The 21,881-nt window shown below is 71.5% G+C and carries 22 protein-coding genes; 10 read left to right on the top strand and 12 right to left on the bottom strand.

Annotation, left to right across the window (positions count from 1 at the left end):
- Positions 1 to 124 precede the first annotated feature (124 nt).
- The 4 genes from EDF23_RS00590 to EDF23_RS00605 all read right to left on the bottom strand — a co-directional run bounded on the left by EDF23_RS00590 (position 125) and on the right by EDF23_RS00605 (position 4,400).
- Complete coding sequence (locus tag EDF23_RS00590) at positions 125 to 1,162, bottom strand: hemolysin family protein (protein ID WP_123294216.1); 1,038 nt, start codon at positions 1,160 to 1,162, stop codon at positions 125 to 127.
- On the bottom strand, positions 1,159 to 2,517 hold the full coding sequence (locus EDF23_RS00595; protein ID WP_131919958.1) for a hemolysin family protein: 1,359 nt from the start codon (positions 2,515 to 2,517) through the stop codon (positions 1,159 to 1,161). The genes EDF23_RS00590 and EDF23_RS00595 overlap by 4 nt, the downstream gene beginning before the upstream one ends.
- Positions 2,518 to 2,674: 157 nt before the next feature.
- Positions 2,675 to 3,757 (bottom strand): NADH:flavin oxidoreductase/NADH oxidase, encoded by a 1,083-nt coding sequence (locus EDF23_RS00600; RefSeq protein ID WP_131919960.1) that lies wholly within the window; start codon positions 3,755 to 3,757, stop codon positions 2,675 to 2,677.
- Positions 3,758 to 3,767: 10 nt separating this feature from the next.
- Positions 3,768 to 4,400, bottom strand: coding sequence for an HAD family phosphatase (locus EDF23_RS00605; RefSeq protein ID WP_131919962.1), 633 nt, complete (start codon positions 4,398 to 4,400; stop codon positions 3,768 to 3,770).
- Positions 4,401 to 4,424: 24 nt separating this feature from the next.
- On the opposite strand from EDF23_RS00605, the gene EDF23_RS00610 reads away from it, so the two are divergent.
- Positions 4,425 to 5,285 carry an ADP/ATP-dependent (S)-NAD(P)H-hydrate dehydratase gene (locus EDF23_RS00610; protein ID WP_131919964.1) on the top strand — a complete coding sequence of 287 codons (861 nt, stop codon included), beginning with the start codon at positions 4,425 to 4,427 and terminating at the stop codon, positions 5,283 to 5,285.
- Positions 5,286 to 5,655: 370 nt separating this feature from the next.
- Here EDF23_RS00610 and EDF23_RS00615 read toward each other — a convergent pair whose 3' ends face one another.
- On the bottom strand, positions 5,656 to 6,366 hold the full coding sequence (locus EDF23_RS00615; protein ID WP_243648765.1) for a YceI family protein: 711 nt from the start codon (positions 6,364 to 6,366) through the stop codon (positions 5,656 to 5,658).
- A 105-nt stretch (positions 6,367 to 6,471) separates the two neighbouring features.
- Between EDF23_RS00615 and EDF23_RS00620 the strand changes: the two genes are divergently transcribed.
- Positions 6,472 to 7,737: a glycosyltransferase 87 family protein gene (locus EDF23_RS00620; protein WP_131919966.1), complete on the top strand. Its 1,266-nt coding sequence runs from the start codon at positions 6,472 to 6,474 to the stop codon at positions 7,735 to 7,737.
- On the top strand, positions 7,734 to 8,042 hold the full coding sequence (locus EDF23_RS00625) for a thiamine-binding protein (protein WP_123312342.1): 309 nt from the start codon (positions 7,734 to 7,736) through the stop codon (positions 8,040 to 8,042). The genes EDF23_RS00620 and EDF23_RS00625 overlap by 4 nt, the downstream gene beginning before the upstream one ends.
- Positions 8,043 to 8,045: 3 nt before the next feature.
- Here the strand turns inward: EDF23_RS00625 and EDF23_RS00630 are convergent, their stop codons facing one another.
- On the bottom strand, positions 8,046 to 8,240 hold the full coding sequence (locus tag EDF23_RS00630) for a hypothetical protein (protein ID WP_131879758.1): 195 nt from the start codon (positions 8,238 to 8,240) through the stop codon (positions 8,046 to 8,048).
- Positions 8,241 to 8,364: 124 nt separating this feature from the next.
- On the opposite strand from EDF23_RS00630, the gene EDF23_RS00635 reads away from it, so the two are divergent.
- On the top strand, positions 8,365 to 8,550 hold the full coding sequence (locus EDF23_RS00635; protein WP_131919968.1) for a hypothetical protein: 186 nt from the start codon (positions 8,365 to 8,367) through the stop codon (positions 8,548 to 8,550).
- Between the two features lie 306 nt (positions 8,551 to 8,856).
- Complete coding sequence (locus EDF23_RS00640; RefSeq protein WP_123339800.1) at positions 8,857 to 10,122, top strand: MFS transporter; 1,266 nt, start codon at positions 8,857 to 8,859, stop codon at positions 10,120 to 10,122.
- Positions 10,123 to 10,451: 329 nt separating this feature from the next.
- On the opposite strand, the gene EDF23_RS00645 is transcribed toward EDF23_RS00640, so the two are convergent.
- The 6 genes from EDF23_RS00645 to EDF23_RS00670 all read right to left on the bottom strand — a co-directional run bounded on the left by EDF23_RS00645 (position 10,452) and on the right by EDF23_RS00670 (position 18,059).
- Positions 10,452 to 11,123, bottom strand: a complete 672-nt coding sequence (locus EDF23_RS00645; protein ID WP_111086410.1) for a response regulator transcription factor — start codon at positions 11,121 to 11,123, stop codon at positions 10,452 to 10,454.
- An 87-nt stretch (positions 11,124 to 11,210) separates the two neighbouring features.
- Positions 11,211 to 12,536: a hypothetical protein gene (locus tag EDF23_RS00650; protein ID WP_123339799.1), complete on the bottom strand. Its 1,326-nt coding sequence runs from the start codon at positions 12,534 to 12,536 to the stop codon at positions 11,211 to 11,213.
- On the bottom strand, positions 12,533 to 13,690 hold the full coding sequence (locus EDF23_RS00655; RefSeq protein WP_123294227.1) for an ATP-binding protein: 1,158 nt from the start codon (positions 13,688 to 13,690) through the stop codon (positions 12,533 to 12,535). Before EDF23_RS00655 ends, EDF23_RS00650 begins: the two co-directional genes overlap by 4 nt.
- Before the next feature lie 201 nt (positions 13,691 to 13,891).
- Positions 13,892 to 15,094 carry a homoserine O-acetyltransferase gene (locus EDF23_RS00660; RefSeq protein WP_131919970.1) on the bottom strand — a complete coding sequence of 401 codons (1,203 nt, stop codon included), beginning with the start codon at positions 15,092 to 15,094 and terminating at the stop codon, positions 13,892 to 13,894.
- 265 nt (positions 15,095 to 15,359) lie between these two features.
- Positions 15,360 to 16,691 carry a bifunctional o-acetylhomoserine/o-acetylserine sulfhydrylase gene (locus EDF23_RS00665; RefSeq protein ID WP_131846442.1) on the bottom strand — a complete coding sequence of 444 codons (1,332 nt, stop codon included), beginning with the start codon at positions 16,689 to 16,691 and terminating at the stop codon, positions 15,360 to 15,362.
- 279 nt (positions 16,692 to 16,970) lie between these two features.
- Positions 16,971 to 18,059, bottom strand: a complete 1,089-nt coding sequence (locus EDF23_RS00670) for an acyltransferase family protein (RefSeq protein WP_131919972.1) — start codon at positions 18,057 to 18,059, stop codon at positions 16,971 to 16,973.
- A 143-nt stretch (positions 18,060 to 18,202) separates the two neighbouring features.
- Between EDF23_RS00670 and EDF23_RS00675 the strand changes: the two genes are divergently transcribed.
- The 5 genes from EDF23_RS00675 to EDF23_RS00695 all read left to right on the top strand — a co-directional run bounded on the left by EDF23_RS00675 (position 18,203) and on the right by EDF23_RS00695 (position 21,596).
- Positions 18,203 to 18,976 carry an SDR family oxidoreductase gene (locus EDF23_RS00675; RefSeq protein WP_131919973.1) on the top strand — a complete coding sequence of 258 codons (774 nt, stop codon included), beginning with the start codon at positions 18,203 to 18,205 and terminating at the stop codon, positions 18,974 to 18,976.
- A gap of 69 nt (positions 18,977 to 19,045) precedes the next feature.
- Positions 19,046 to 19,579 carry a phosphoribosyltransferase gene (locus EDF23_RS00680; RefSeq protein ID WP_173168683.1) on the top strand — a complete coding sequence of 178 codons (534 nt, stop codon included), beginning with the start codon at positions 19,046 to 19,048 and terminating at the stop codon, positions 19,577 to 19,579.
- Positions 19,576 to 20,295 (top strand): Type 1 glutamine amidotransferase-like domain-containing protein, encoded by a 720-nt coding sequence (locus tag EDF23_RS00685; protein WP_131879746.1) that lies wholly within the window; start codon positions 19,576 to 19,578, stop codon positions 20,293 to 20,295. Before EDF23_RS00680 ends, EDF23_RS00685 begins: the two co-directional genes overlap by 4 nt.
- A 5-nt stretch (positions 20,296 to 20,300) precedes the next feature.
- Positions 20,301 to 20,984, top strand: a complete 684-nt coding sequence (locus EDF23_RS00690; RefSeq protein WP_123339794.1) for a uracil-DNA glycosylase — start codon at positions 20,301 to 20,303, stop codon at positions 20,982 to 20,984.
- Between the two features lie 9 nt (positions 20,985 to 20,993).
- Positions 20,994 to 21,596: a GNAT family N-acetyltransferase gene (locus tag EDF23_RS00695; RefSeq protein WP_123294233.1), complete on the top strand. Its 603-nt coding sequence runs from the start codon at positions 20,994 to 20,996 to the stop codon at positions 21,594 to 21,596.
- Positions 21,597 to 21,881: the final 285 nt, after the last annotated feature.

The following is a 21,881-nucleotide window of genomic DNA, read 5'->3' on the forward strand; positions in this document are numbered from 1 at the left end:
GGACGGGAGGCCCGTGGCTGCGTTGCCACGGGCCTCCCGTCCGCCATCGCGAAAGCGACAGTTCCCTGCGGAACGTTCGCGGGGATCTGTTGCTTTGGCGGAACTGGCGGGACTGGCGGTGTGGCTACCGGCGTCGGGTCGCGTCCTCGACCTCGCCGACGAGCTCCTCGAGGATGTCCTCGAGGAAGAGCACGCCGAGGGTCCGGCCGTCGGCGTCGAACGCCCGCGCGACGTGGCGGCCCGCAGCCCGCATGGTGGCCAGGGCGTCCTCCAGGTCCATCTCCGTGTAGAGCGAGATGAGCTGGCGGATGCGCTTCGGCGGCACCGGGTCGTCGAACTCGTCCGGCCGCAGGTCGATGACGTCCTTCACGTGCACGTAGCCCGTGGGGGAGCCGTCCTCGCCGACGAGCACGTACCGCGAGAACCCGCGCTGCGCCACCGCACGCTCGACGTCCGCCGGGGTGGCGTCCTCGGGCAGGGTGACGAGCTCGGCCATCGGCACGGCGACGTCGCGGACCTTCTTCTCGGTGAACTCGAACGCCAGGGCGAGCTTGCCGTCGTCGGTCAGGGTGCCCTCGCGGCGGGACTGCTCCACGATCGTCTGCACCTCTTCCACCGTGAAGGCGCTGACGGCTTCGTCCTTGGGCTCGACGCGGAACAGGCGCAGCACGGCGTTCGCGACCTCGTTCAGGCCGACGATGACCCAGTGCAGGCCGTGGCCGATGTACCAGAGCGTCGGCACGAGCAGCAGCGCTGCGCGGTCCGGCATCGAGAACGAGATGTTCTTCGGGACCATCTCGCCGAACACCACGTGCAGGAACGAGACGAGCAGCAGCGTGACCACGAACGCCACGGTGCCGATGACCTCGACGCTCCAGCCCGTCAGGTGCAGCGGCACCTCGAGCAGGTGGTGGATCGCCGGCTCGGAGACGTTCAGGATGAGCAGCGAGCAGACCGTGATGCCGAGCTGCGTGGTCGCGAGCATGCGAGTGGCGTGCTCCATCGCCCACAGCGTCATCTGCGCGGCCTTCGAGCCTTCTTCTGCGCGCGGTTCGATCTGCGATCGGCGGGCGGAGATGACGGCGAACTCGGCGGCGACGAAGTACGCGTTGCCGAGCAGCAGCACGAAGAGCCAGAAGATGCCCCACCAGTCGGAGCTCATCGGGTACTGCCCTTCGTGGCGGGGATGATGATGGCGGTCGCCGCGGTGTCCGTCGGCGGGGGCGTCGGGGTCCAGCGGATGCGGTCGATCCGGCGGCCGTCCAGACGTTCGACCCGGAAGACACCGCTGTCGAGCGGGACCTCGTCACCGACGACGGGCAGGCGGCCGAGCGTCGACATGAGGAAGCCGCCGACGGTCTCGTACGGGCCGTCCTCCGGCACCTTCACGCCGGCGCGGTCCTCGAGCTCGTCGGGACGCAGCAGGCCGGGGAAGGTCAGCCAGTCGCGGGAACGGACCACGTCGATGCGTGCGCGGTCGTGCTCGTCGGAGACCTCGCCGACGATCTCCTCGATGAGGTCCTCGAGCGTGACGACCCCGGCGGTGCCGCCGTACTCGTCGACCACGATGACCATCTGGTAGCCGCGGCCGCGGACCTCGGCGAGCAGGGTGTCGCCCGGCATCGTCTCGGGCACGCGTTCGGCGTCGGTCATGAGTGCTCCGACGGGGACCTCCGGGCGCTTCTCGCGGGGGACGGCGACGGCCTGCTTGACGTGCACGATGCCGACGACGTCGTCCGCGTCCTCCTCGATGACGGGGAAGCGGCTGAAGCCGGTCTTGCGGGCGAGGGCGATGACGTCCTGCGCGGACTCGGACACCCGGATGGTGGAGAGCCGCGGGCGCGGCGTCATGACGTCGCTGGCGCTGAGCTCCGAGAACGAGATCGTCCGCTGGAGGAGCGTCGCGGTGTCCTGTTCGAGCGACCCCTCGGACGCCGAACGGCGGAGCAGCGAGGTGAGCTCCTCGGCGCTGCGAGCACCGGAGAGTTCCTCTTGCGGCTCGATGCCGATCGACCGCAGCACGGCGTTCGCGGTGCCGTTGAGCACCGCGACCGCCGGCTTGAACACCGTCGTGAAGGCGATCTGCAACGGCACGACGAGCTTCGCGGTCTGTAGCGGCAGCGCGAGCGCGAAGTTCTTCGGCACGAGCTCGCCGAGGATCATCGACAGCAGGGTCGCGATCACGAGCGCGATGATCGATCCGACGGTCTCGACGATGCCCTCTGGCAGGTTCATCGCCAGGAACGGCGCTTCGAGCAGCTTCGCGATGGACGGCTCGAGCAGGTAGCCGGTGAGCAGCGTGGTCAGTGTGATGCCGAGCTGCGCACTCGACAGGTGCGTCGAGGTGACCTTCAACGCCCCGATGACGGGTGCCAGGCCCGGCTCGCCGCGGTCGCGACGCGCTTCGACGTCGGCGCGATCGAGGTTCACCAACGCGAACTCGGACGCGACGAAGACGCCGGTGCCGAGTGTCAGCAGGATGCCGCCGACGAGCATGACGATGTCGATCGGACTCATGATTCACCCCCGTCCGCGCACGGGGATGACGTGCAGCTCACCGAGTGAGCGGCGGATGAGTGAGGCGAAGAACTATTCGGGGGATCGTCCACAGTGCTGCCAATCGTACTGCCTGCCCGAGGGGCCGACCGAGAATCCGCTCAGGAAGGCCGCGCGTCTACGCCGTGACCCGTGCGCGGTGGTACTGCTGCGGCTCGTAGTCGACGGTCACGCCGAGCTCGACGGCCACGCGCAGCGGGAACCCCGGGTCGCGCAGGAACTCGCGGCCCACCATCACCACGTCGGCCTGTCCGGTCGCGACGATCTGCTCGGCCTGGAAGCCCTCGGAGATCATGCCGACCGCGATGGTGCCGATGCCGGCATCGCGCTTGATCGCCGCAGCGTGCGGCACCTGGTAGCCGGGGCCGACCGGGATCGGTGCGCTCGCGACGTTGCCGCCGGTCGAGACGTCAGCCAGGTCCGCGCCGTGCTCCGCAGCCCACCGGGCGACCTGCGTGGTCTCGTCGAGCGTGAGCCCGCCGTCCACCCAGTCGGTCGCCGAGAACCGCACGACGATCGGGAAGCCCTCGCCGACCTCGGCACGGACGGCGTGGAGGACCTCGAGCAGTGCCCGGGCGCGGTTCTCGAGCGACCCGCCGTACTGGTCCGTGCGGTGGTTGCTCAGCGGCGAGAGGAACTGGTGCAGCAGGTACCCGTGGGCGGCGTGGATCTCGACCAGGTCGAACCCGGCCTCGACGGCGCGGCGAGCGGACTGCGCGAACGCCAGTGCGACGACCCGGATGTCCTCGGCCTCCAGCTCGCGCGGGAGCGCGTAGCCGTCGAAGGCCACGGCGGACGGGGCGACGGTGGACCAGCCGCCCTGGTCGGCGGGGACCGAACCGTGTGTGGACTCCCACGGGCGGAACGTCGACGCCTTGCGGCCGGCGTGCGCGAGCTGGACACCGGCGGCAGCGCCCTGCGCGTGCAGGAAGTCGACGATCGGCTTGAAGGCGTCGCGCTGCTGGTCGTTCCAGAGCCCGAGGTCCTGCGGGCTGATCCGGCCTTCCGGCACCACGCCGGTCGCCTCGACGACCACCGCACCGGCACCGCCCTTGGCGAAGCCGCCCAGGTGGACGAGGTGCCACGCGGTCGGCACGCCGTCCTGCTCCTCGGCCGAGTACTGGCACATCGGGGAGACCCAGATGCGGTTGCGGACCGTCAGGTCGCGGATGGTGATCGGCTCGAACAGGGCGTGCGTCACGCGGGACTCCTCAGGGGACGGGCGCCGGCTCGGCCGCGAGTTCCGTCAGGAACGACCGCAGTGACGCCGACGACGTGTAGTGGTGGCCGACCGCCCCGATCGCTTCCGCGCCGGTGGCGTTCTCGGCCCTGTTGTCCACGAACACCATCTGCTGCGGCTCGATTCCCAGACGTGCGCACGTGTCGCGGTAGATGGATGCGTCGGGCTTCAGGACGTGCTCCTCGGCGCTCACCACCACCGTCTCGAACAGCGAGCCCATCGGGGAGCGCCGGTACGGGTCACCGAAGTCGAAGCCGGCGTTCGACAGCAGCGCCACCCGGGTGCCGGCGTCGTGCAGCTCCTCGACGATCGCCAGGGTCTCCGGTTCGACCTCGAACCACCCGGTGAAGTCGACGGCCCAGAACCGGTGGATGTCCGTGATGCTCCAGGTCCGCCCGACGCGCTCGCCGATCGCCCGCCAGTACGCCACCACGGACAGGTCGCCGCGGTCGAGGTCGTGGCGGAGCTCCTGGTAGACGGGGAACAGTTCGTCGGCGGGCACGCCGGTCAGCTCGACGAGGGCATCGCGCGACGCGTGCGGCGTCCGGCTGATCATCTCGCCGTAGTCGAAGACCACCACGCGACCAGGCAGGAACAGGCTCATGCGCTCCACCGTAACGTGGGGCCGGTGAACGACTTCGTGCCCGTCCAGCCGTCCGATGCCGCCGCGTGGGTCACCGCGCCGACGGGGGAGTCCACCAAGTACCGCCGTGGGGTGCTCGGCATCGCGACCGGCTCCGACCAGTACCCGGGTGCCGCGGTGCTCGGGGTCGACGCCGCGGTCCACACCGGTGTCGGCATGGTCCGGTACGTCGGGCCGTCGCGGGCGTCGGACCACGTCCTGGCGCGTCGCCCCGAGTCCGTCGCCGGCGTCGGTCGGGTGCAGGCCTGGCTCGTCGGCTCGGGCATCTCGGCGTCGTCGCTCGGTGACCTGGACGACACGACCGCCTCGGCCTTCACGCACGCTTCGGACGACGGCGTCCCGGTCGTGGTCGACGCGGGCGCGATCCCGCTCGTCGACCTCGGCCCGCTCGCCGTCCTGACCCCGCACGCGGGGGAGCTCGCGTCGTTGCTCGGCGTCTCCCGCGAGTCGATCGAGCAGGATCCCGCCGCCGCAGCGCTCCGTGCCGCCGAGCAGACCGGCAGCGTCGTGCTGCTCAAGGGGGAGCGCACGCACGTGGTCACGCCCGACGGGTCGGTCCGGTTGGTGGCGTCGTCGGCGACGCCGTGGCTCGCTGCGGCCGGTGCCGGGGACGTGCTCGGCGGGGTGCTCGGCGCGCTCGTGGCGTCGCGGCAGGGCTCCGTCGAGGCTGCTGGTTCGTCCCTGACCCCGTCGGACCTCGCGCACCTGGCCGCGTCGGCCGCGGTGGTGCACGGGCTCGCGGCGCGGCGGGCGTCCGGCGGCGGGCCGTTCCCGATGACCGGGCTCATCGGCGAGCTGCCCGGGGTCGTGCGGGACCTGGTCGTGGACGGCGACGCGCGCGGGTAGCGGTCGGTGCGCGGCGACGCAGCACGACAGCGTCGACGTCGTACGACATCAGTGATGTCGCTTGTTGTGGACGCCGCGTGACGACTTCCTCGTTGTCGCACGACGACGAAGAAGTCGTTCCGTGCGTGCGCCGGTGGTTGCACACGCGTGGTGACGACAGCATGGGTGTCGTACGACATCGAGTTCGTCGTGCTTTGCCCACGCGCATGGTTGCGGGCGCGAGGTGACGACAAGGTCGACGTCGTGCGACATCGATCGTGTCGCCTGTTGCAGACGCAAGCGGGGACGGACGGGAGGCCCGTGGCGGGGCCGCCACGGGCCTCCCGTCCGCCTGTCGCGCACGTCACGGGCGTGACGCGCGTCGCGGACGTCAGCTCGCGGGGGTCGCGTGCACCAGGAACTCGACCGTGCCGGAGTCGTCGACCTTCACGAAGCCGAGGCTCGGCGCCTGCACGCCGTAGTCCGAGAAGGTGACCGGGATCGAGCCGGAGATGTCGACACCGTCGCCGTTCAGGCCGACCTGCAGGTCGGCGGTGACGTCCTTCGTGACGCCGTGCAGCGTGAGCTTGCCGGCAGCGGTGACCTTCGTCGTGTCCGAGCCGCTCGGGACCGCGTCGGCGATCGGCTCGGAGAGTTCGAACGTGGCCTCGGGGAAGGCGGAGGTGTCCATCGCGGAGTCGCGGAAGTAGGAGTCACGCTGGTCCGAATCGGTGGCGATGTCGGTGACCTGCACCGTGATCGTCGCCTTCGTGATGCTCGTGCCGTCGACGGTGGCGCTGCCGGAGACGCTGTCGGTGCGGCCGGTGACGGTGACGTCGGAGCCGTTGAGGACCTCGTGCAGGCGGTAGCCGGCCTCGGAGTCGCCGCCGACCGTCCACGCGCCGGACAGGTCGGAGTCGTCGAGGGTGGAGGCCTCGCGGCTGGCGGCCACGGACGGTGCCGCCGACGCCTTCGCGTTCTCGTTGCTCGTGTAGACGTTCGTCGCGACGATCGCCCCGATGACGCCGAGCACGACGACGGCGGCGATGACGGAGATCCAGATGACGGCCTTGCGGCGCCCGCGCGGGGTTTCGGTGGTCACGACCAAGACGGTGACACGTCATGGTTGGGGGAGCCTGGGATTCCCAGCCGGTTCGGGTGTGCTCGCTGCCGGTTCGGGTGCGCTCGCTGCCGGTACGCTCGTCCGGTGCGCAGGACCGGGAACCCGTGGATCGAACGCGTCGGGTTCGTCCTGGCGTTCGCCGCCGTGCACGCGGCGCTGTGGTGGCTGACCGTGATCTCGGCGAACCTGCCCCTCGGCGACGTCACCATCACCTACAGCCGGTGGATCGAGACCGGGCGGAGCGCGGACTTCTGGGTCGGGATCGACGGCGAGTGGGTCTACCCGATCCTGGCGATCGTGCCGATGGCCGCCGCAGCACTCGGTGGGATCGCGTCGATCGGCTCTGGGTGGCTGCTGCTGATGGTGCTGCTCGACGCCGTCGCGTGTGCGTTCCTGTGGCGGTTCCGGGCGCGCGGTGCGTTCGGCTCGCGTGCGGACGGCTCGTCGTCGCGTGGCGTGCGGGTCGTGTGGTGGTGGCTCGCGTTCCTGCTCGCACTCGGGCCGATCGCGCTCGGTCGCATCGACACGGTGGCGACGGTGTTCGCGCTGGTCGGGGTGGCCTTCGTCGCCTCGCGGCCGGCGGTCGCCTCGGCGCTATTCACCGCCGGTGCGTGGACGAAGGTCTGGCCGGCCGCCCTCGTCGGCGTGCTGCTGCTCCTGCGGAAGGGGCACCGCCGCGGTGTGCTGGCGGGCGCCCTCGTGCTCAGTGCGCTCATCGTGCTCGTCGACGTGCTCTGGGGCGGAGCGCCGTACCTGCTGTCGTTCATCGGGGAGCAGACCGGTCGGGCGCTGCAGATCGAGTCACCGCTCGCGACGCCGTTCATGTGGGCGGCAGCGTTCGGGGCTCCTGGTGCGGCCGTGTTCTACAACCAGCAGATCCTGACGTTCGAGGTCTCCGGGGCCGGCACGCACGCCGCTGCCGCGGTCTCGACGCCGCTGATGGCCCTCGTGGTCGTCGCCGGTGTCGTGCTCGCGCTGTGGGCCGCACGCCGTGGCGCCCGTCGGGCCGAGCTCGCTCCCGTGCTCGCGCTGCTGTTCGTCGCCACGCTCATCGCCACCAACAAGGTCGGGTCGCCGCAGTACATCGGGTGGCTCGCCGTGCCGATCGTGTGGGGACTGGCCGCCGGGACGCCGAGTGTGCACCGGTTCGTGCCGATCGCGATCGCCGCGCTCCCCACCGCCGTGCTGACGCAGCTGATCTACCCGGCCTACTACGACCAGGTGCTCACGCTGCAGCCGTGGATGCTCGTGGTGCTGACGCTGCGGAACGTGCTCGAGGTGGCGATCCTGGCGTGGACCGTGGTCGAGCTGGTGCGGATGGGCCGGGGCGCGGGCAGGATGGACGCATGATCGTCGCCTTCTCCGTTGCTCCGTCCGGTGGTCCCTCCGAACAGGCGGACGGCTCCGTGCACGACGCCGTCGCCGCAGCCGTGCGGGTGGTCCGTGAGAGCGGCCTGCCGAACCGCACGTCGTCGATGTTCACCGAGCTCGAGGGGGAGTGGGACGAGGTCATGGACGTCGTCAAGCGCGCCACCGAGGCCGTCGGCGCCTACGGCACGCGGGTGTCGCTCGTGCTCAAGGCCGACATCCGACCGGGGCACACCGGCGAGATCGACGGCAAGCTCGAGCGGCTCGAAGCGGCGCTCGGCGAGTAGCGCTCAGCGCTTGTCGCGCCGCCGTGCCCGGGTCCGACGGCGGGGGTCCGGCCCGAGCACCACGAACACCGTCAGCAGCGCGATGCCGGCGAGCGCCGCGATGAGCACGATGACCATGCCCATCGGGTCGGTGGCGTCCTCGCAGTTCACGGGCGCGCCGGCGCGGCACGAGGCGAGCACGGTGGCGGCGAGGGTCACGTGCTCATTGAACAACGAGGGCCCGCGCGACACGCCGTTGCCCTCCCGCGGATGTCGGTGGTCGGGTGTCTCATTGCCCGTGTCGAGCCACATCCGGTGGCCCCGAGACGACGAGGAGCGCGTGATGACCCACGACGGCTGGTGCCCCGACTGCGACCTGCGAACGGTCGTCATCGACACGGACGAACAGGGCGAGAACGCCTGGGCCACGTGCGCCGAGTGCGGCGCCGGCTGGACGCACCGCGACGAGCTGCCCGATCTCGCACCTGCGTCGACGCGTCCCGCCCACACGGAGCGTCAGGCGGCCTGACCCGGTTCTCCTCGGGTACGGCCGGGCCAGCCCGGTGCGACCCGTGCCGGCCGTGCACGGCGACTTCCGTTCGGCCTTTGGAGCGGTCTACACTGCTCGGACCGGATGGTCGTCGCCACCCGGACCGTCCCGTTCGCTGCTGAACCCGGACCGGCACCCCGTTCGGGCGTGGCCGCGCTGCCGATCGGCACGTGGACCGCGACGATCGCGGGACGCCTCCGTCACCACCGTCGCCCAGGCGACACCGTCCAGCCGACACCCCGATCCGACGCCGCCCGTGCAGGACGTCGTCCGAGAACAGGCCCCATGTCACAGCTCACGCCTGCGCGTCGCACCGCCGCGCTCATCTCGCTCGCCCTCGGCGGCTTCGCCATCGGGTCGACCGAGTTCGTCGCGATGGGCCTGCTGCCGAACATCGCGCAGGCGCTGCTGCCGCAGCAGTACGGCCTCGACCCGGACGCCGGCATCGCGCACGCGGGCTGGCTCGTCAGTGCCTACGCCCTCGGGGTCGTCGTCGGTGCTCCCACCATCGCGGCGATGTCGGCGAAGTTCCCGCGCAAGGGCCTGATCCTCGTGCTGCTCGTCGGGTTCGTCCTCGCGACGATCGCGAGTGCGCTGCTGCCGTCGTTCGGACTGGTGCTCGTCGCCCGGTTCGTGGCGGGTCTGCCGCACGGCGCCTACTTCGGCATCGCCTCGATCGTCGCGGGCGACATGATGGGCCCGGGCAAGCGCGGCAAGGGCATCGCGATGGTGCTGCTCGGTCTGTCGGTCGCGAACGTCGTCGGCGTCCCCGCGATCACCTGGGTCGGCCAGCTCGCCGGCTGGCGGATCGCCTACGGCGTCGTCGCCGCACTGTTCGCGCTCACGTTCCTCGCCGTCGCGGCCTTCGTGCCGAAGAGCGCCCGTGACGAGCACGCGACGATCGGCCGGGAGCTCCGCGCCTTCCGCGTGCCGCAGGTCTGGATCGTGATGGGCCTCGGCGCCGTCGGGTTCGGTGGGTTCTTCGCCGTGTACTCGTACATCTCGCCGCTCGTGCAGAACGTCACCGGCATGCCGGAGTCGTTCGTGCCGATCGTCCTGGTGGTCGTGGGCATCGGCATGGTCGTCGGCGGTGTGCTCGGCGGACACCTCGCCGACCACAGCGTGAAGCGCACGATCTACTTCGGCATGTTCTCGCTCATCGGCGCGCTGCTGCTCACGGTGCTGACCGCGCAGTGGCTCTGGGGCATGCTGCTCGGCGCGTTCCTGCTCGGTGCGACCTCGTCGGCGATCCCGCCGGCGGTGCAGTCCCGCCTGATGGACGTCGCCGGCGACGCCCGGACGATCGCCGCGGCGCTCAACCACTCGGCGTTCAACATCGGCAACTCGCTCGGCGCTGCACTCGGCGGTGCGGTCATCGCTGCCGGCTTCGGGTTCGTCGCACCGGGTTGGCTCGGCATCGTCCTCGCGCTGCTCGGCGTCCTCGTCACGATGTTCAGCTACTCGGTCGAGCGTCGCACCACGCGCCGTGCCGCGCTGCGCTCCCCGTCGCCGAGCACCGGCCCGATCACGGCGCCCGTCCCGATCCACTGACCGCGCGCGGGCGCCGCCAGCGCGGTTCGCGAAAGCGACAGTCTGCCGCGAACTGTTCGCGGCAGAGCGTCGCTTTCGTGGAACGGACCGCCGGCATCGGCGGCACCGTGTCGCTGTGGCGGGACAGACCGCAGGCCGGTCCCGATCCACTGACCGCGCGCAGTGGGCGTGCCCACGCACCGGACGGGAGGCCCGTGGCGACGCCGCCACGGGCCTCCCGTCCGATGTGGGTGCGGCAGACCGCCCATGGTGAGCAGAAATGGTCGGGTCCCGTGATGGGACCCGACCATTTGTGCTCACGAAGCGGGCAAGCGCCCATCTGCGCCGCGCTACAGGCCCAGCGGGCCGCCGTCCTGCACGATGATGCCGTCGGTGATCGCCCGCTTCCGGAGCGCCACCTTCGTGCCCACGTCGAAGCCTGCGACGCGGTACTTCTCGCGGATGCGCTTGAGGTAGCTCTTCGCCGTCTCCTCGGAGATGCCGAGCTGGTACGCGACGCTCTTCACGGGCTCGCCACCGCCGTACAGGGCCATCACGCGACGCTCCTGGGCGCTGAGCTTCGGGACGCCACCGACGTCGCCGCTGTTGATGGCCAGGTCGAGCTCGGCGGAGACGTACTGCTCGCCGCGCTGGGCGGAGCGGATCGCCTCGACGATCATGTCGGCGTCCTCGCTCTTCACCAGGTAGCCGAGTGCGCCGGCCGCCAGGGCCTCGCGCACGACGTTCGGCTCCGAGTAGGTGCTCATCACGACGGTCTTCACACCGGCGGTCTTGAGCGTCGAGATCTTCAGCGACACCGGGATGGAGTCCTTGAGGTCCAGGTCGAGCAGCACCACGTCCACCGGGAACGCCGGGCTCGTCAGGAGCTCGGGCCAGGTCGTGACCGCGGCCACCAGCGTGATGTCGTCGGCGGCGCTCCGGATCCACTCCGTGAGCGCGCCGAGGAGCATCCTGTGGTCGTCGACCAGTGCGAGTCGGATGGGTTCCTCTGGAGTCGCCATGCGGGCGTCCTTTCTCGGGGGCAGTTCGTGCCCGATCCTAGGAGGGAGGGGCACGTGGCACGGGCAGGCTGTCCGGGTGTCCGGCAGCTACATCGACGGATGTCGGTCCACGACGCAGTGGGCGACGATGTGGAGCGCGCCGTCGCGGACGGTCTCGGTGTACGGACCGATGCGCTGCAGGGCACTCCAGGCGGTGGGGCCGAGGCGTCGGCGCTGGACGCCGCGGGACTCGATCACGACCGGCACGTCCATCCGCTCGTCGGTGACGGGGTGGCCGTCGGACCCGACCGGGCCGAGCGTGACCGAGACGACCGGCAGGCCAGGGGTGGCAGTGCGGCCGTCGCCGACCATCTGCCACAGGGCCTGCAGCAGTCCGTCGCGCTGGGCGGGCGAGAGGTGTCCGGCCAGGGCGCCCGGGTCGGCGACGCTCACCGAACGCCCGAGGTGGTCGGACTCCGTGATCGCGTGGTACAGCCAGGTCTCGCGCCGTCCCTCGATGAGGTGCAGGCGGAGCTCGGTCGCGAGTGAGGCCGCGACGGAACTCGAGGCGTCCGACAGCGGCAGGGGATCGGTGCCGTTCGCGACGGCGTCGAGCAGCTTCTCGGCGGCCAGGTCGAGTCGGGCGAGCTCGTCCGAGGCGAGCATGCCGACGGCGAACTGCGGCGCCTGCACGTTGCTCTGCACGAGCACTCGGTCGAGTTCCCGCTGCACGAGCTGCCGGAACCGCTGCACCACGTACAGGGCGATCGACGGCGGCACGACGACCAGGGCCAGCAGGGACACGATGCCCGGCAGCGTGTCGTTGGTGATCGGGGTCGAGGCGACGCTCATGCCGACGAACGCCAGGCCGAGCACCGCGATGGCGGCGGCGACCTCGCGGGCGGGCCGGAGCGTGGCGATCGGCAGGAGCGCGAAGCCCGCGGCGATCGACGCCGATGCCGTGTGGGCGATGTCGTGTTCGGGCCAGATGCCGATGAAGTCGAGGGTCACGACGCACGCCAGCACGACGCAGATCAGCACGAAGGCCAGCCCGGTCAACCGCTCGCCGTAGGTCAGCACGCTCAGGCCGACACCGACCGCGGCGACGATGTAGAGCATCCAGGCGGCTGCGGGCAACCACGGGTCGGAGAAGTCGGACCAGCGGACCAGGAAGTACACGATGCCGGAGACGGCCTCGATGGCGGTGAGCACCGCTGCGCCGAGGCCGAGGTACCCGGCTCCGAGCGAGGCGCCGGGCTTGGCCGCCTGGCGGAGCGACCGTGCGCCGGTCGAGGTCGAGGGGAGCCCGCGGGCCTGCCGGCGCTCGCTGGTGCGGTAGCGCTCGCGCGCCTCGCGGCGGGTGCGCGGCGGCTGCTGGCCGGTCGACTCGCCGGGCAGGCCACGGCTGATGGTGTCCTCGGGGACCCGGGTCATCGCGGTGCCTCCAGGACGACGGTGGTGCCGGAGCCCGGCGCGGAGAACAGCTTGGCGTCCCCGCCGACCTCGCGCAGTCGGCTCACGACGCTCTCCTTGAAGCCGAGGCGTTCGGCGCTGACGGTGGTCAGGTCGAACCCGACGCCGGAGTCGGTGACCATGGCCCGCACCATGTCGTTGTCGTGGACGATCGTGACGTGCGCCTCACCGACACCGGCGTGCCGGCGGACGTTCTCGAGGCACTCGCCGAGCGCCAGCAGGAAGGCGTCGAGCACGTGCGACGGCAGCAGCACCTGGCCGGTGCCGTGCCAGCTGACCTCGAGGCCCATCCGCCCGAAGCGCTGCTTCACCGACTCGAGGGTCTGGCCGAGCGGCGACTCCTCTTCGCGGGTGAGCGAGTAGTCGCCCGACTGCGACGGCTGCGGGGTCGCGCCGAGTCGCAGGTGGCGCAGGAGTCTGGCGTCCTCGGCGGCCTGCTCGCGCATGGCCTGCTCGGAGACCCCGACGCCGGAGTGGGCGAGGAGCGTGAGCGTCGCGAGGACCGTGTCGTGCAGCAGCCGAGCACCCTGCCGCCGCTGCGCCTCGGTCTCGCTGGCCTGGCGTTCGGCGCGGTGCGCGGTGCCGATGCTGTAGATCCGTCGGGCGACGCGGGGGATGCTGCGCGAGATCCACACGGCCACGACCGCGATGAGCACCCAGCCGAGCAGGGCGCCGCTGACGGGCGTCGACAGGAGCCCGCCGGTGGCCCACACCATCACGACGACGACGATCGCGCCGGTGCCGATCGTGAGTCCGAGGCCGAACGGCTGGCCGCGCTGCGCCATCAGCGGGGCGGACAGCGAGCCGCCCGCGAGCGGCATGACGGCGCTGGCGACGAGCGGGCGGACCGACTCGTCCACGCCGGAGAACAGCAGCGCGAGCGAGGCGAGGCCCGTGACGAGGATCGCGGCGGTCCACCACACGGTGCCGCTGCGCCCGAAGAACACGAACGCGGCGACCATCGCGGCGATGCACAGCAGGGCGCCCACGAGCGGCAGGGCGGAGACCGCGGCGGCGGAGACCACGCCGACGACGCTGATGAGCGCGCAGACGATGCCCACGACACGGGTCGTCGCCCGCAGCAAGCGGTCGCGTTCCTGTGCGATGAATTCCATCGATGTCCTGGTTGGTGACGAGCTGGTGTGACGGGTCGTGCGGGGAAACCGAGCCTCGTTCAGTCCGGGCTCGCAGCCATCCAACCACGGGCGACACCCGTTGGGGGGTGTTCGGCGCGCCGTGCCGCGCGTGCCGCCGCCGCCCCGGTGCGTGCCGCGGCCCCTGTGCGTGCCGCCGCCTCGCCGCGTGCCGTGTCGCGCTCAGCCGTCGAGCAACCGCCGCAGGTGCGCGCCGACCTGCTCGTGCTCGATGAGGAACCCGTCGTGCCCGAACTCACTCTTGATCACCGCGGCCGTGTCACCGTCGAGCGTGTCCGGCACCCCCGCGGCGATCCGGTGCTGGTCCTCGATCGGGAACAGCCGGTCGCTCGAGATCCCCACGACGAGCGTGCGGGCCGTCACGAGTTCGAGCGCGGCAGCGACACCGCCCCGCCCGGCCCCGACGTCGTGGGAGTCCATCGCGTGCGTGAGGGTGATGTACGACGACGCGTCGAAGCGCCGGGTGAACTTGTTGCCGTGGAAGTCGAGGTAGCTCTCGACCGAGAACCGCCCGTCGTCGCCGAGCGGGGACACGTCGCTCTGCCACGACCGGGCGAACCGGCCGTTCAGCTCGTCGGACGCCCGGTAGGTCATCAACGCCATCCGCCGCGCGAGCGCCAGCCCGCGGTGCGGGCCCTCGCCGGCGTCGGCCTCGTAGTAGTCGCCGCCCGCGAACGCCGGGTCCATCTGGATCGCCGAGCGCTGCAGGGAGTTCGCCGCGATCTGGTCCGCCGTGGTCTGCGCCGTCGAGGCCAGCACCGCCAGCCGCTGGACGCGTGCGGGGTGCGACACCGCGAACTCGAGGGCGTGCATCCCGCCCATCGACCCGCCGACGACGGCAGCGAACACGTCGATGCCGAGTCGGTCGGCGAGCTGGCGCTGCACCTCGACCTGGTCGCGCACGGTGACGAACGGGAACCGCGAGCCCCACTCGACCCCGGTGGGTGCCACCGACGACGGCCCGGTCGTGCCCTGGCAGCCGCCGAGCATGTTGGGCGCGATCACGAACCAGCGGTCGGTGTCGATCGCCAGGCCGGGTCCGACGACGTCGCCCCACCAGCCGGCGGTGCGGTGCCCCGGACCGGGTGCGCCCGCGACGTGCGAGTCCCCGGTCAGCGCGTGGAACAGCAGGACGGCGTTGTCGCGCGCCGCGTTGAGCGTGCCCCACGACTCGTACGCCACCCGCACGGCCGGGAGCCGTCCGCCACGCACCCACTGCTCGCCGAGGGACGCGAAGTGGCGCGCACCCGGGTGGTCCCCGGGGCGCCAGGCGCCGGTGACCGGCGGCTTGCCGATGGTGCCGAGTTCGGCGCCGGGCACCAGGGTGGACGGCACGGAGTCCTCGGGGGTCGTCTGCCAGTCCATGGTGCGTCCAGTCTGCCGGGAGGCGCGGGTCGCCGCCGCCGTGTTACGTCACGCCCGCCCCGTGGCCGGGTTGTCAGGCCGCGCTCGCCGTTTGCGTGCGTGCGCATGTTCCGACATCGAGCGCGTTGTTCGACTCGTGGATCGTCGCACCATGCACACGCACCGGATGCGTGCGCAACGAGCGACGTCCCACGAGTCGATCGACTCGTGGGACGTCGCACCATGCACACGCATCGAGCGCGCGGTGCCTCGGGCCGGGCGAACGCTAGGCGCGCTGCCCCTCCTGCGAGACCGCACGGGCCGCGGCGAGCCCGGCCTCGAGGTCGGCCTTCAGGTCCTCGATGTTCTCGATGCCGACGGACAGGCGCACCAGGCCCGGCGTGACCCCGGTGGTGAGCTGCTGCTCGGGCGTGAGCTGCGAGTGCGTGGTCGACGCCGGGTGGATCACGAGCGAGCGCACGTCGCCGATGTTCGCCAGGTGCGAGAACAGCTGCAGGTTGTCGACGAACGCCTTGCCCGCGGGCACCCCGCCCTTGAGTTCGAACGACAGCACGGCGCCGACGCCGTTCGGCGCGTACCGGTTCGCCGCGGCGTACCAGGGCGACGTCGGCAGGCCGGCGTAGGCGACGGTCGCGACGTCCGGGTGCTGGTCGAGCCACTCGGCGATCTCCTGCGCGTTCGACACGTGGCGCTCGATGCGGAGCGACAGGGTCTCGATGCCCTGCAGGAGTGCGAACGCGGTGTCCGCCGAGTTCGACGCGCCGAGGTCGCGGAGCAGCTGCACGCGGGCCTTCACGATGTAGGCGAGCTCGTTGCCGACGGCCTCGGCGAAGACCGCGCCGTGGTACGACGGGTCGGGCGTGTTGAACTCCGGGAACTTGTCCGGGTGCTGGGACCAGGCGAACTTCCCGCCGTCGACGATGATGCCGCCGATGACGGTGCCGTGGCCGCCGAGGAACTTCGTCGCCGAGTGCACGACGATGTCGGCCCCGTGCTCGAACGGACGGATCAGGTACGGCGTCGCGATCGTGTTGTCGACGATCAGCGGGACGCCGGACTCGTGCGCGACGTCGCTGACGCCGGTGATGTCGAGGACGTTGATCCGCGGGTTGCCGATGGTCTCGGCGAAGAAGAGCTTCGTGTTCGGGCGGACGGCGCGGCGCCACTCCTCGAGGTCGTCCTGGTCCTCGACGAACGTGGTCTCGATGCCGAGCTTCGCCAGCGTGTACTTGAACAGGTTGTACGTGCCGCCGTAGATCGACGACGACGACACGATGTGGTCGCCAGCACCCGCGATGTTCAGCACGGCGTAGGTCTCCGCCGCCTGGCCGGACGCCACGAGGAGTGCGCCGCTGCCGCCCTCGAGTGCCGCGATGCGCTGCTCCACGACGTCGTTCGTCGGGTTCATGATGCGGGAGTAGATGTTGCCCGGCTTGGCGAGGGCGAACAGGTCGCGGGCCTCGTCCGAGTTCGCGAAGACGTACGAGGTCGTCTTGTAGATCGGGGTGGCGCGGGCGCCCGTGGTCGGGTCCGGCTGTGCGCCGGCGTGGACCTGCGTGGTCTCGAACCGCCACTGCGCGGCGTCGTGCTCGGTCATCTTGGTGCTCCTGTCCGGTGCGGCTGGTCGTCGGGTCGCCTCGCGCTCGGCCTGGAGGCTCGGCGCTGCTTTGCGTCGGGTGTCACGGTACGCAGGTGGCCGGGCCCGCACCACCGCACCCGCCTTCGGACGTAACGCGCGCGCCCGACGCGCCACGGGCCTCCAGGCCAGGATGATGCCCGGGGCTGACGGCGGCGACCACGGGGATCGGTCGCGGCCTGCCGCGACGTCGCGCGCTGCCGACTGAGCGCAGCGAAGACGACTGCTTGCGCGGGGATGTCACGCGTCGCGACGGAACAGCCAACCGACGTTCGGTTCGAGCAGCCAGCGCATCCCGCGCCGCACGAAGGGCTGCGCCAGGAAGAGGCTGACCGCGCAGGCGATCGCGACCATCAGGAGCACGAACGGCCACGCGGAGTGCGGACCGGCGAGCACGCCGGACTCGCGGATCGGGTAGAGCACGAACGTGTGCAGCAGGTACACGTACATCGTCGCCGCACCGAACTGCGTGAGCCAGATGTTCCGGCGGGGGATGAGCACCAGGAACGACGCGGTCAGCAGTGTCGCGAGCAGCATCAGGCCGAAGCGGACGGCACCGGCCCACCACGCGTCCTCGCCGAGACCCGAGTACGAGTCGTCGTAGAAGAACCAATGGTGCAGGTCGAACTCCTTGAACTGCGGGATCCACACCGCGCACGACACGGCCCACGCGGCGAACACGACGCCGGCGGCGACGCGCACCCGGACCACGGTGCGACGCGAGGCCTCGTACCAGCGGTCGAAGAGCCCCCACTGCTTGACCTGCCACCCGAGCAGGAAGAACGGCAGCAGGCTGATCGCACGGGACAACGACAGCGTGGAGTCGACGTTGTCGAAGTAGCCGACGCCGATGCTGAACACGACAGCCCAGAACAACGGCCACCGCAGCTGCGCCAGGTACGGCAGGATCAGCTTGAAGATGCCGAGGGCCAACAGGAACCACAGGGTCCAGGTCGGCTGCGTCGGGTTGAAGTCCTTGCCGCCCTCGACGATGCCCTGCACCACCGTCCAGATCGTCTGCATGATGATGTACGGCACGACGATGTCGGTGATCGTCCGGCGCATGCGCTTCGCCGTCGGGGTGTCGGCCGACGAGAAGTAGCCGCTGATCACACCGAACGCGGGCATGTGGAACGCGTAGATGAACGTGTAGAGCGCCAGGGCGTGCTCGCTCGCCGTCGTCTGGCGCTGGATCGCGTGGCCGATCACCACGAGGGTCACCGCGACGAACCGCGCGGTGTCCCACATCGGGATACGGCGCGGTGCCCGGCCGGGTTCGAGCTGCGTCGCCGGGGCCGAGGGTGCGGGAGGGGCGGCATCCGTCGTCATCGTCGGTCACGTTACCGGATCGTGACCTGGGAGGGTCGGTACGGTGGGGATCGGGGCGAGCAGTCGTCCCGACACCGGGGCGAGCAGTCGTCCCGACACCGGGGCGATCCGTTGCCCCGACACCGACGCAGGAGGCAGATCACATGGCAGCACGGCGCGCAGTCGTCACCGGAGCGAGCTCGGGCATCGGGGCGGCCACCGTCCGGCTGTTCCGCTCGCGGGGCTGGGACGTGCTCGCCGTCGCCCGCCGGGCGTCGAAGCTCGAGGCGCTCGCCGTGGAGACCGGGGCCGAGGTCCTGGTGGCGGACATCACGAGCGCCGCCGACGTCGAGGCGCTCGCCGCCCGCGTCGCCGAGCTCGGCGGCGCCGACGTCCTCGTGAACAACGCCGGTGGCGCGTTCGGCTCGGCCAGCGTCGAGGAGTCCGACGTCGACGACTGGCGGGCCATGTTCGAGGTGAACGTGATCGGCACGAAGCGCGTCGTCGCCGCGCTGCTGCCGCACCTGCGGGACCGTGCACGCGACACCGGGGGAGCGGACATCGTCACGGTGACGAGCACGGCCGGCTTCGTGGCGTACGAGAACGGCGGCGGCTACAACGCCGCGAAGTTCGCCGAGCACGCCCTGGTCGGCGCGCTCCGGCTCGAGCTGAACGGCGAACCGATCCGCGTCGTCGAGATCGCCCCCGGCCTGGTGAAGACCGACGAGTTCGCGCTCACCCGGTTCCGCGGCGACGAGCAGAAGGCCGCTGCGGTCTACGACGACGTGCCGGACCCGCTCGTGGCCGACGACGTCGCCGAGGCGATCGTGCACGCGGTGGAACTGCCGCCGCACGTGAACCTCGACCTCGTCACGATCCGACCGGTCGCGCAGTCGGCGCAGCACAAGCTCGCGCGCGGGACGCTCACGCCGCGCTGACCGCCTGCGCAGCGCCCGGGCGGTGGCCACGGGTCGCGGGCGCGGGGTCCCTGCCGGTACCGTGGTCGGATGCCGATCAGCAGCGAACCCGAGCCCACGGCCCCGGCTCAGTCGACCGTGACCGTGACGAGCGGGCCCGAGGTGCTCGGATGGCTGGAGTTCGGTGACGCCGCACGCCTGCTCGCGAAGGACGTGCTGTCCTCCGGCTTCGAGCCCGAGGTCGTCGTCGCCGTCGCCCGCGGCGGGCTGATCATCGCCGGTGCCGTGGCCTACGCGCTCGGCACCAAGGAGTGCGGCTCGATCAACGTCGAGTTCTACACCGACGTCGAGCAGCGCCTGGACGAGCCCGTCGTGCTCGCACCCGCGCTCGACGCCCCGAGCCTCGCCGGCAAGCGCGTGCTCGTCGTCGACGACGTGTCGGACTCCGGTCGGACCCTGCGCCTGGTGGTCGACATCATCCGGAACGCCGGTGCCGACGTCCGCAGCGCCTGCCTGTACTCGAAGCCCGGCACCGTCCTCGAGCCCGACCACGTGTGGCGCCGGGTCGACGGCTGGATCACGTTCCCGTGGAGCGCCCTCGCACCGGTGACGGCCGAGTCGTGAGCATCCACCTCGTCGGCGGCGGACTCTTCGCCGCCTCGGACGCCGCAGCGCCCTTCCTCGCCGAGGCCACCGCACGCTCGGCCGCCGTCGGCCGGACGGTCCCGCGCATCGCCCTGCTCTCCGTCGCCGGCCCGGACGGCGGCAGTCCGTCGTCGACCGCCGACATCGCCGAGGTGCTCGGTGGCGCCCGCACGGCCGAGGTCGTCGTCACCGAGGTCGCGGCCGGCCAGGTGTTCGACACGACCGTCATGAGCGACGTCGACGCGCTCGTCGTCGGCGGCGGCGTCACCCCCGACTACCTGGGCGCGATCGCCCCACTCGTCGACCAGCTCCGGTTGCTCGTCGCCGACGGCCTGCCCTACCTGGGCTACTCGGCCGGTGCGATGATCGCCGCCGACCGCGCGCTCGTGGGTGGCTGGCGCATCGGCGGCGTCGAGATCTGCCCCGAGGCAGCCTCTGAAGGCCTCGACGAGGTCGAACTCCGCGAAGGGCTCGGCCTGGTCGACCTGACCATCGACGTCCACGCGGTGCAGGCCGGCACCCTCGCCCGCCTGATCGCGAGCGCCGAGGCCGAGTTCGTCACCGCCGGCCTGGCGATCGACGAGGACACCGCCCTCGTCGTCGGCGAGGGCGCGCTCGAGGTCCGGGGCACCGGCAGCGTCTGGCGGGTCATGGCCGGCGAGGAGTCGGTGGCCGTCGCCACGATGGGCGCGTAGCCGTCGTGGAACCACGACCGCTCGCCGACCTGGTCGACCCGGGCTGGGCGTCGGCGCTCGCTCCGGTGGAGGCCGACGTGCACCGCATGGGTGCCTGGCTGCGTGACGAGACCGCGGCTGGCCGTACCTACCTGCCGGCCGGCGCCGACGTGCTCCGGGCCTTCACCACGCCGTTCGACGCCGTGAAGGTGCTCGTGGTGGGGCAGGACCCCTACCCGACGCCGGGCAACCCGATCGGGCTGTCGTTCGCCGTCGACCCGGCAGTTCGTCCGGTGCCGCGCAGCCTGGCGAACATCTACAAGGAGCTCAGCGCCGACGTCGGTGTGACCCCACCGGCGCACGGTGACCTGCGTGCGTGGTCGGACCAGGGAGTGCTGCTGCTCAACCGCGTGCTCACGGTCCGTGCGGGCGACGCCGGCAGTCACCGCGGCAAGGGCTGGGAAGCCGTCACCGACCAAGCGGTCCGCGCACTCGTCGCCCGGGGGACCCCGCTCGTCGCCGTGCTGTGGGGCGCGCAGGCCGCGTCCGTCCGGCCGCTGCTCGGCGACACCCCGGTGGTGGCGTCGGCGCACCCGAGCCCGTTGAGTGCGTCGCGGGGCTTCTTCGGCAGCCGGCCGTTCTCGCAGGTCAACGCGCTGCTGCAGGAACAGGGCGCGGCACCGGTCGACTGGTCGCTGCCCGCTCAGTAGGCTCGGCACGTGCTCGAGGAGGAATACCAGCGACGGCGGGTCCTGCCGCGACACCTGCGTGCCCGGCCGGCGAGCGAGACCGCGTTCGAGTACCGGATCCGTGCCGCCGAGGCGAGCGACCTGCCCGACGTCCGTGAGATCCACACGCACTACGTCCGCAACTCGTCGGTGACGTTCGACCCGTCGGCGTTCACCTTCGCCCGGTGGAAGCAGCGCTACGACGACATCCGGAAGCGCAAGCTGCCCTTCCTGGTGGCCGAGAACCCCGCCGGGCAGATCCTCGGCTACGCGCTCGTGGACGCCTGGAACCCGCGCGACCGGTCGAACCGGGTGGTCGAGGACTCGATCTACCTCGGAGCGGCCTCCGGGGGCAAGGGGTTGGGCCGTGCGCTCATGGAGGCCCTGCTCGACGAGTGCCGGTCCGCCGGGGTCCGCGAGGTCGTCGCCGTGATCGCCGACCGGCAGGCCGAGGCCTCGATCCGCCTGCACGAGCGGCTCGGCTTCGAGGAGGTCGGCCGGATGGGCAAGGTCGGCTACAAGTACGACCGGTGGCTCGGCACGGTGACGATGCGCCTGCGGTTGCGCGGTCCCCGCCTCTTCGCGCGCAAGTAGTCGGTCCGTCGTCCGTCGTCTGGTCGCGGTGGGCCGCGCCGAGGTTCCGAGATCTGCGCATCTCGGCGTGCGATCGCGCGCGTTCTGGAACCTCGACGACCAGCGCACGGCGTGTTGTGGAACCCGGGCGTCTGTCGGACGGGAGGCCCGTGGGCGCGTCGCCACGGGCCTCCCGTCCGTCGTTCGGTCGCGTCTCGGGCCGCGCCGAGGTTCCGAGATCTGCGCATCTCGGCGCGCGATCGCGCGTGTTGTGGAACCTCGACGTCCAGCGCACGGCGCGTTGTG

This window comes from Curtobacterium sp. PhB128 (genome assembly GCF_004340725.1).
Lineage (GTDB): Bacteria > Actinomycetota > Actinomycetes > Actinomycetales > Microbacteriaceae > Curtobacterium.

Coding starts and splice junctions, on each gene's coding strand:
- EDF23_RS00590 (WP_123294216.1), bottom strand. CDS start 1,162: ATGAGCTCCGACTGGTGGGGCATCTTCTGGCTCTTCGTGCTGCTGCTC.
- EDF23_RS00595 (WP_131919958.1), bottom strand. CDS start 2,517: ATGAGTCCGATCGACATCGTCATGCTCGTCGGCGGCATCCTGCTGACA.
- EDF23_RS00605 (WP_131919962.1), bottom strand. CDS start 4,400: ATGAGCCTGTTCCTGCCTGGTCGCGTGGTGGTCTTCGACTACGGCGAG.
- EDF23_RS00625 (WP_123312342.1), top strand. CDS start 7,734: ATGATCGTCGCCTTCTCCGTTGCTCCGTCCGGTGGTCCCTCCGAACAG.
- EDF23_RS00635 (WP_131919968.1), top strand. CDS start 8,365: ATGACCCACGACGGCTGGTGCCCCGACTGCGACCTGCGAACGGTCGTC.
- EDF23_RS00640 (WP_123339800.1), top strand. CDS start 8,857: ATGTCACAGCTCACGCCTGCGCGTCGCACCGCCGCGCTCATCTCGCTC.
- EDF23_RS00645 (WP_111086410.1), bottom strand. CDS start 11,123: ATGGCGACTCCAGAGGAACCCATCCGACTCGCACTGGTCGACGACCAC.
- EDF23_RS00650 (WP_123339799.1), bottom strand. CDS start 12,536: ATGACCCGGGTCCCCGAGGACACCATCAGCCGTGGCCTGCCCGGCGAG.
- EDF23_RS00655 (WP_123294227.1), bottom strand. CDS start 13,690: ATGGAATTCATCGCACAGGAACGCGACCGCTTGCTGCGGGCGACGACC.
- EDF23_RS00660 (WP_131919970.1), bottom strand. CDS start 15,094: ATGGACTGGCAGACGACCCCCGAGGACTCCGTGCCGTCCACCCTGGTG.
- EDF23_RS00665 (WP_131846442.1), bottom strand. CDS start 16,691: ATGACCGAGCACGACGCCGCGCAGTGGCGGTTCGAGACCACGCAGGTC.
- EDF23_RS00670 (WP_131919972.1), bottom strand. CDS start 18,059: ATGACGACGGATGCCGCCCCTCCCGCACCCTCGGCCCCGGCGACGCAG.
- EDF23_RS00675 (WP_131919973.1), top strand. CDS start 18,203: ATGGCAGCACGGCGCGCAGTCGTCACCGGAGCGAGCTCGGGCATCGGG.
- EDF23_RS00680 (WP_173168683.1), top strand. CDS start 19,046: ATGCCGATCAGCAGCGAACCCGAGCCCACGGCCCCGGCTCAGTCGACC.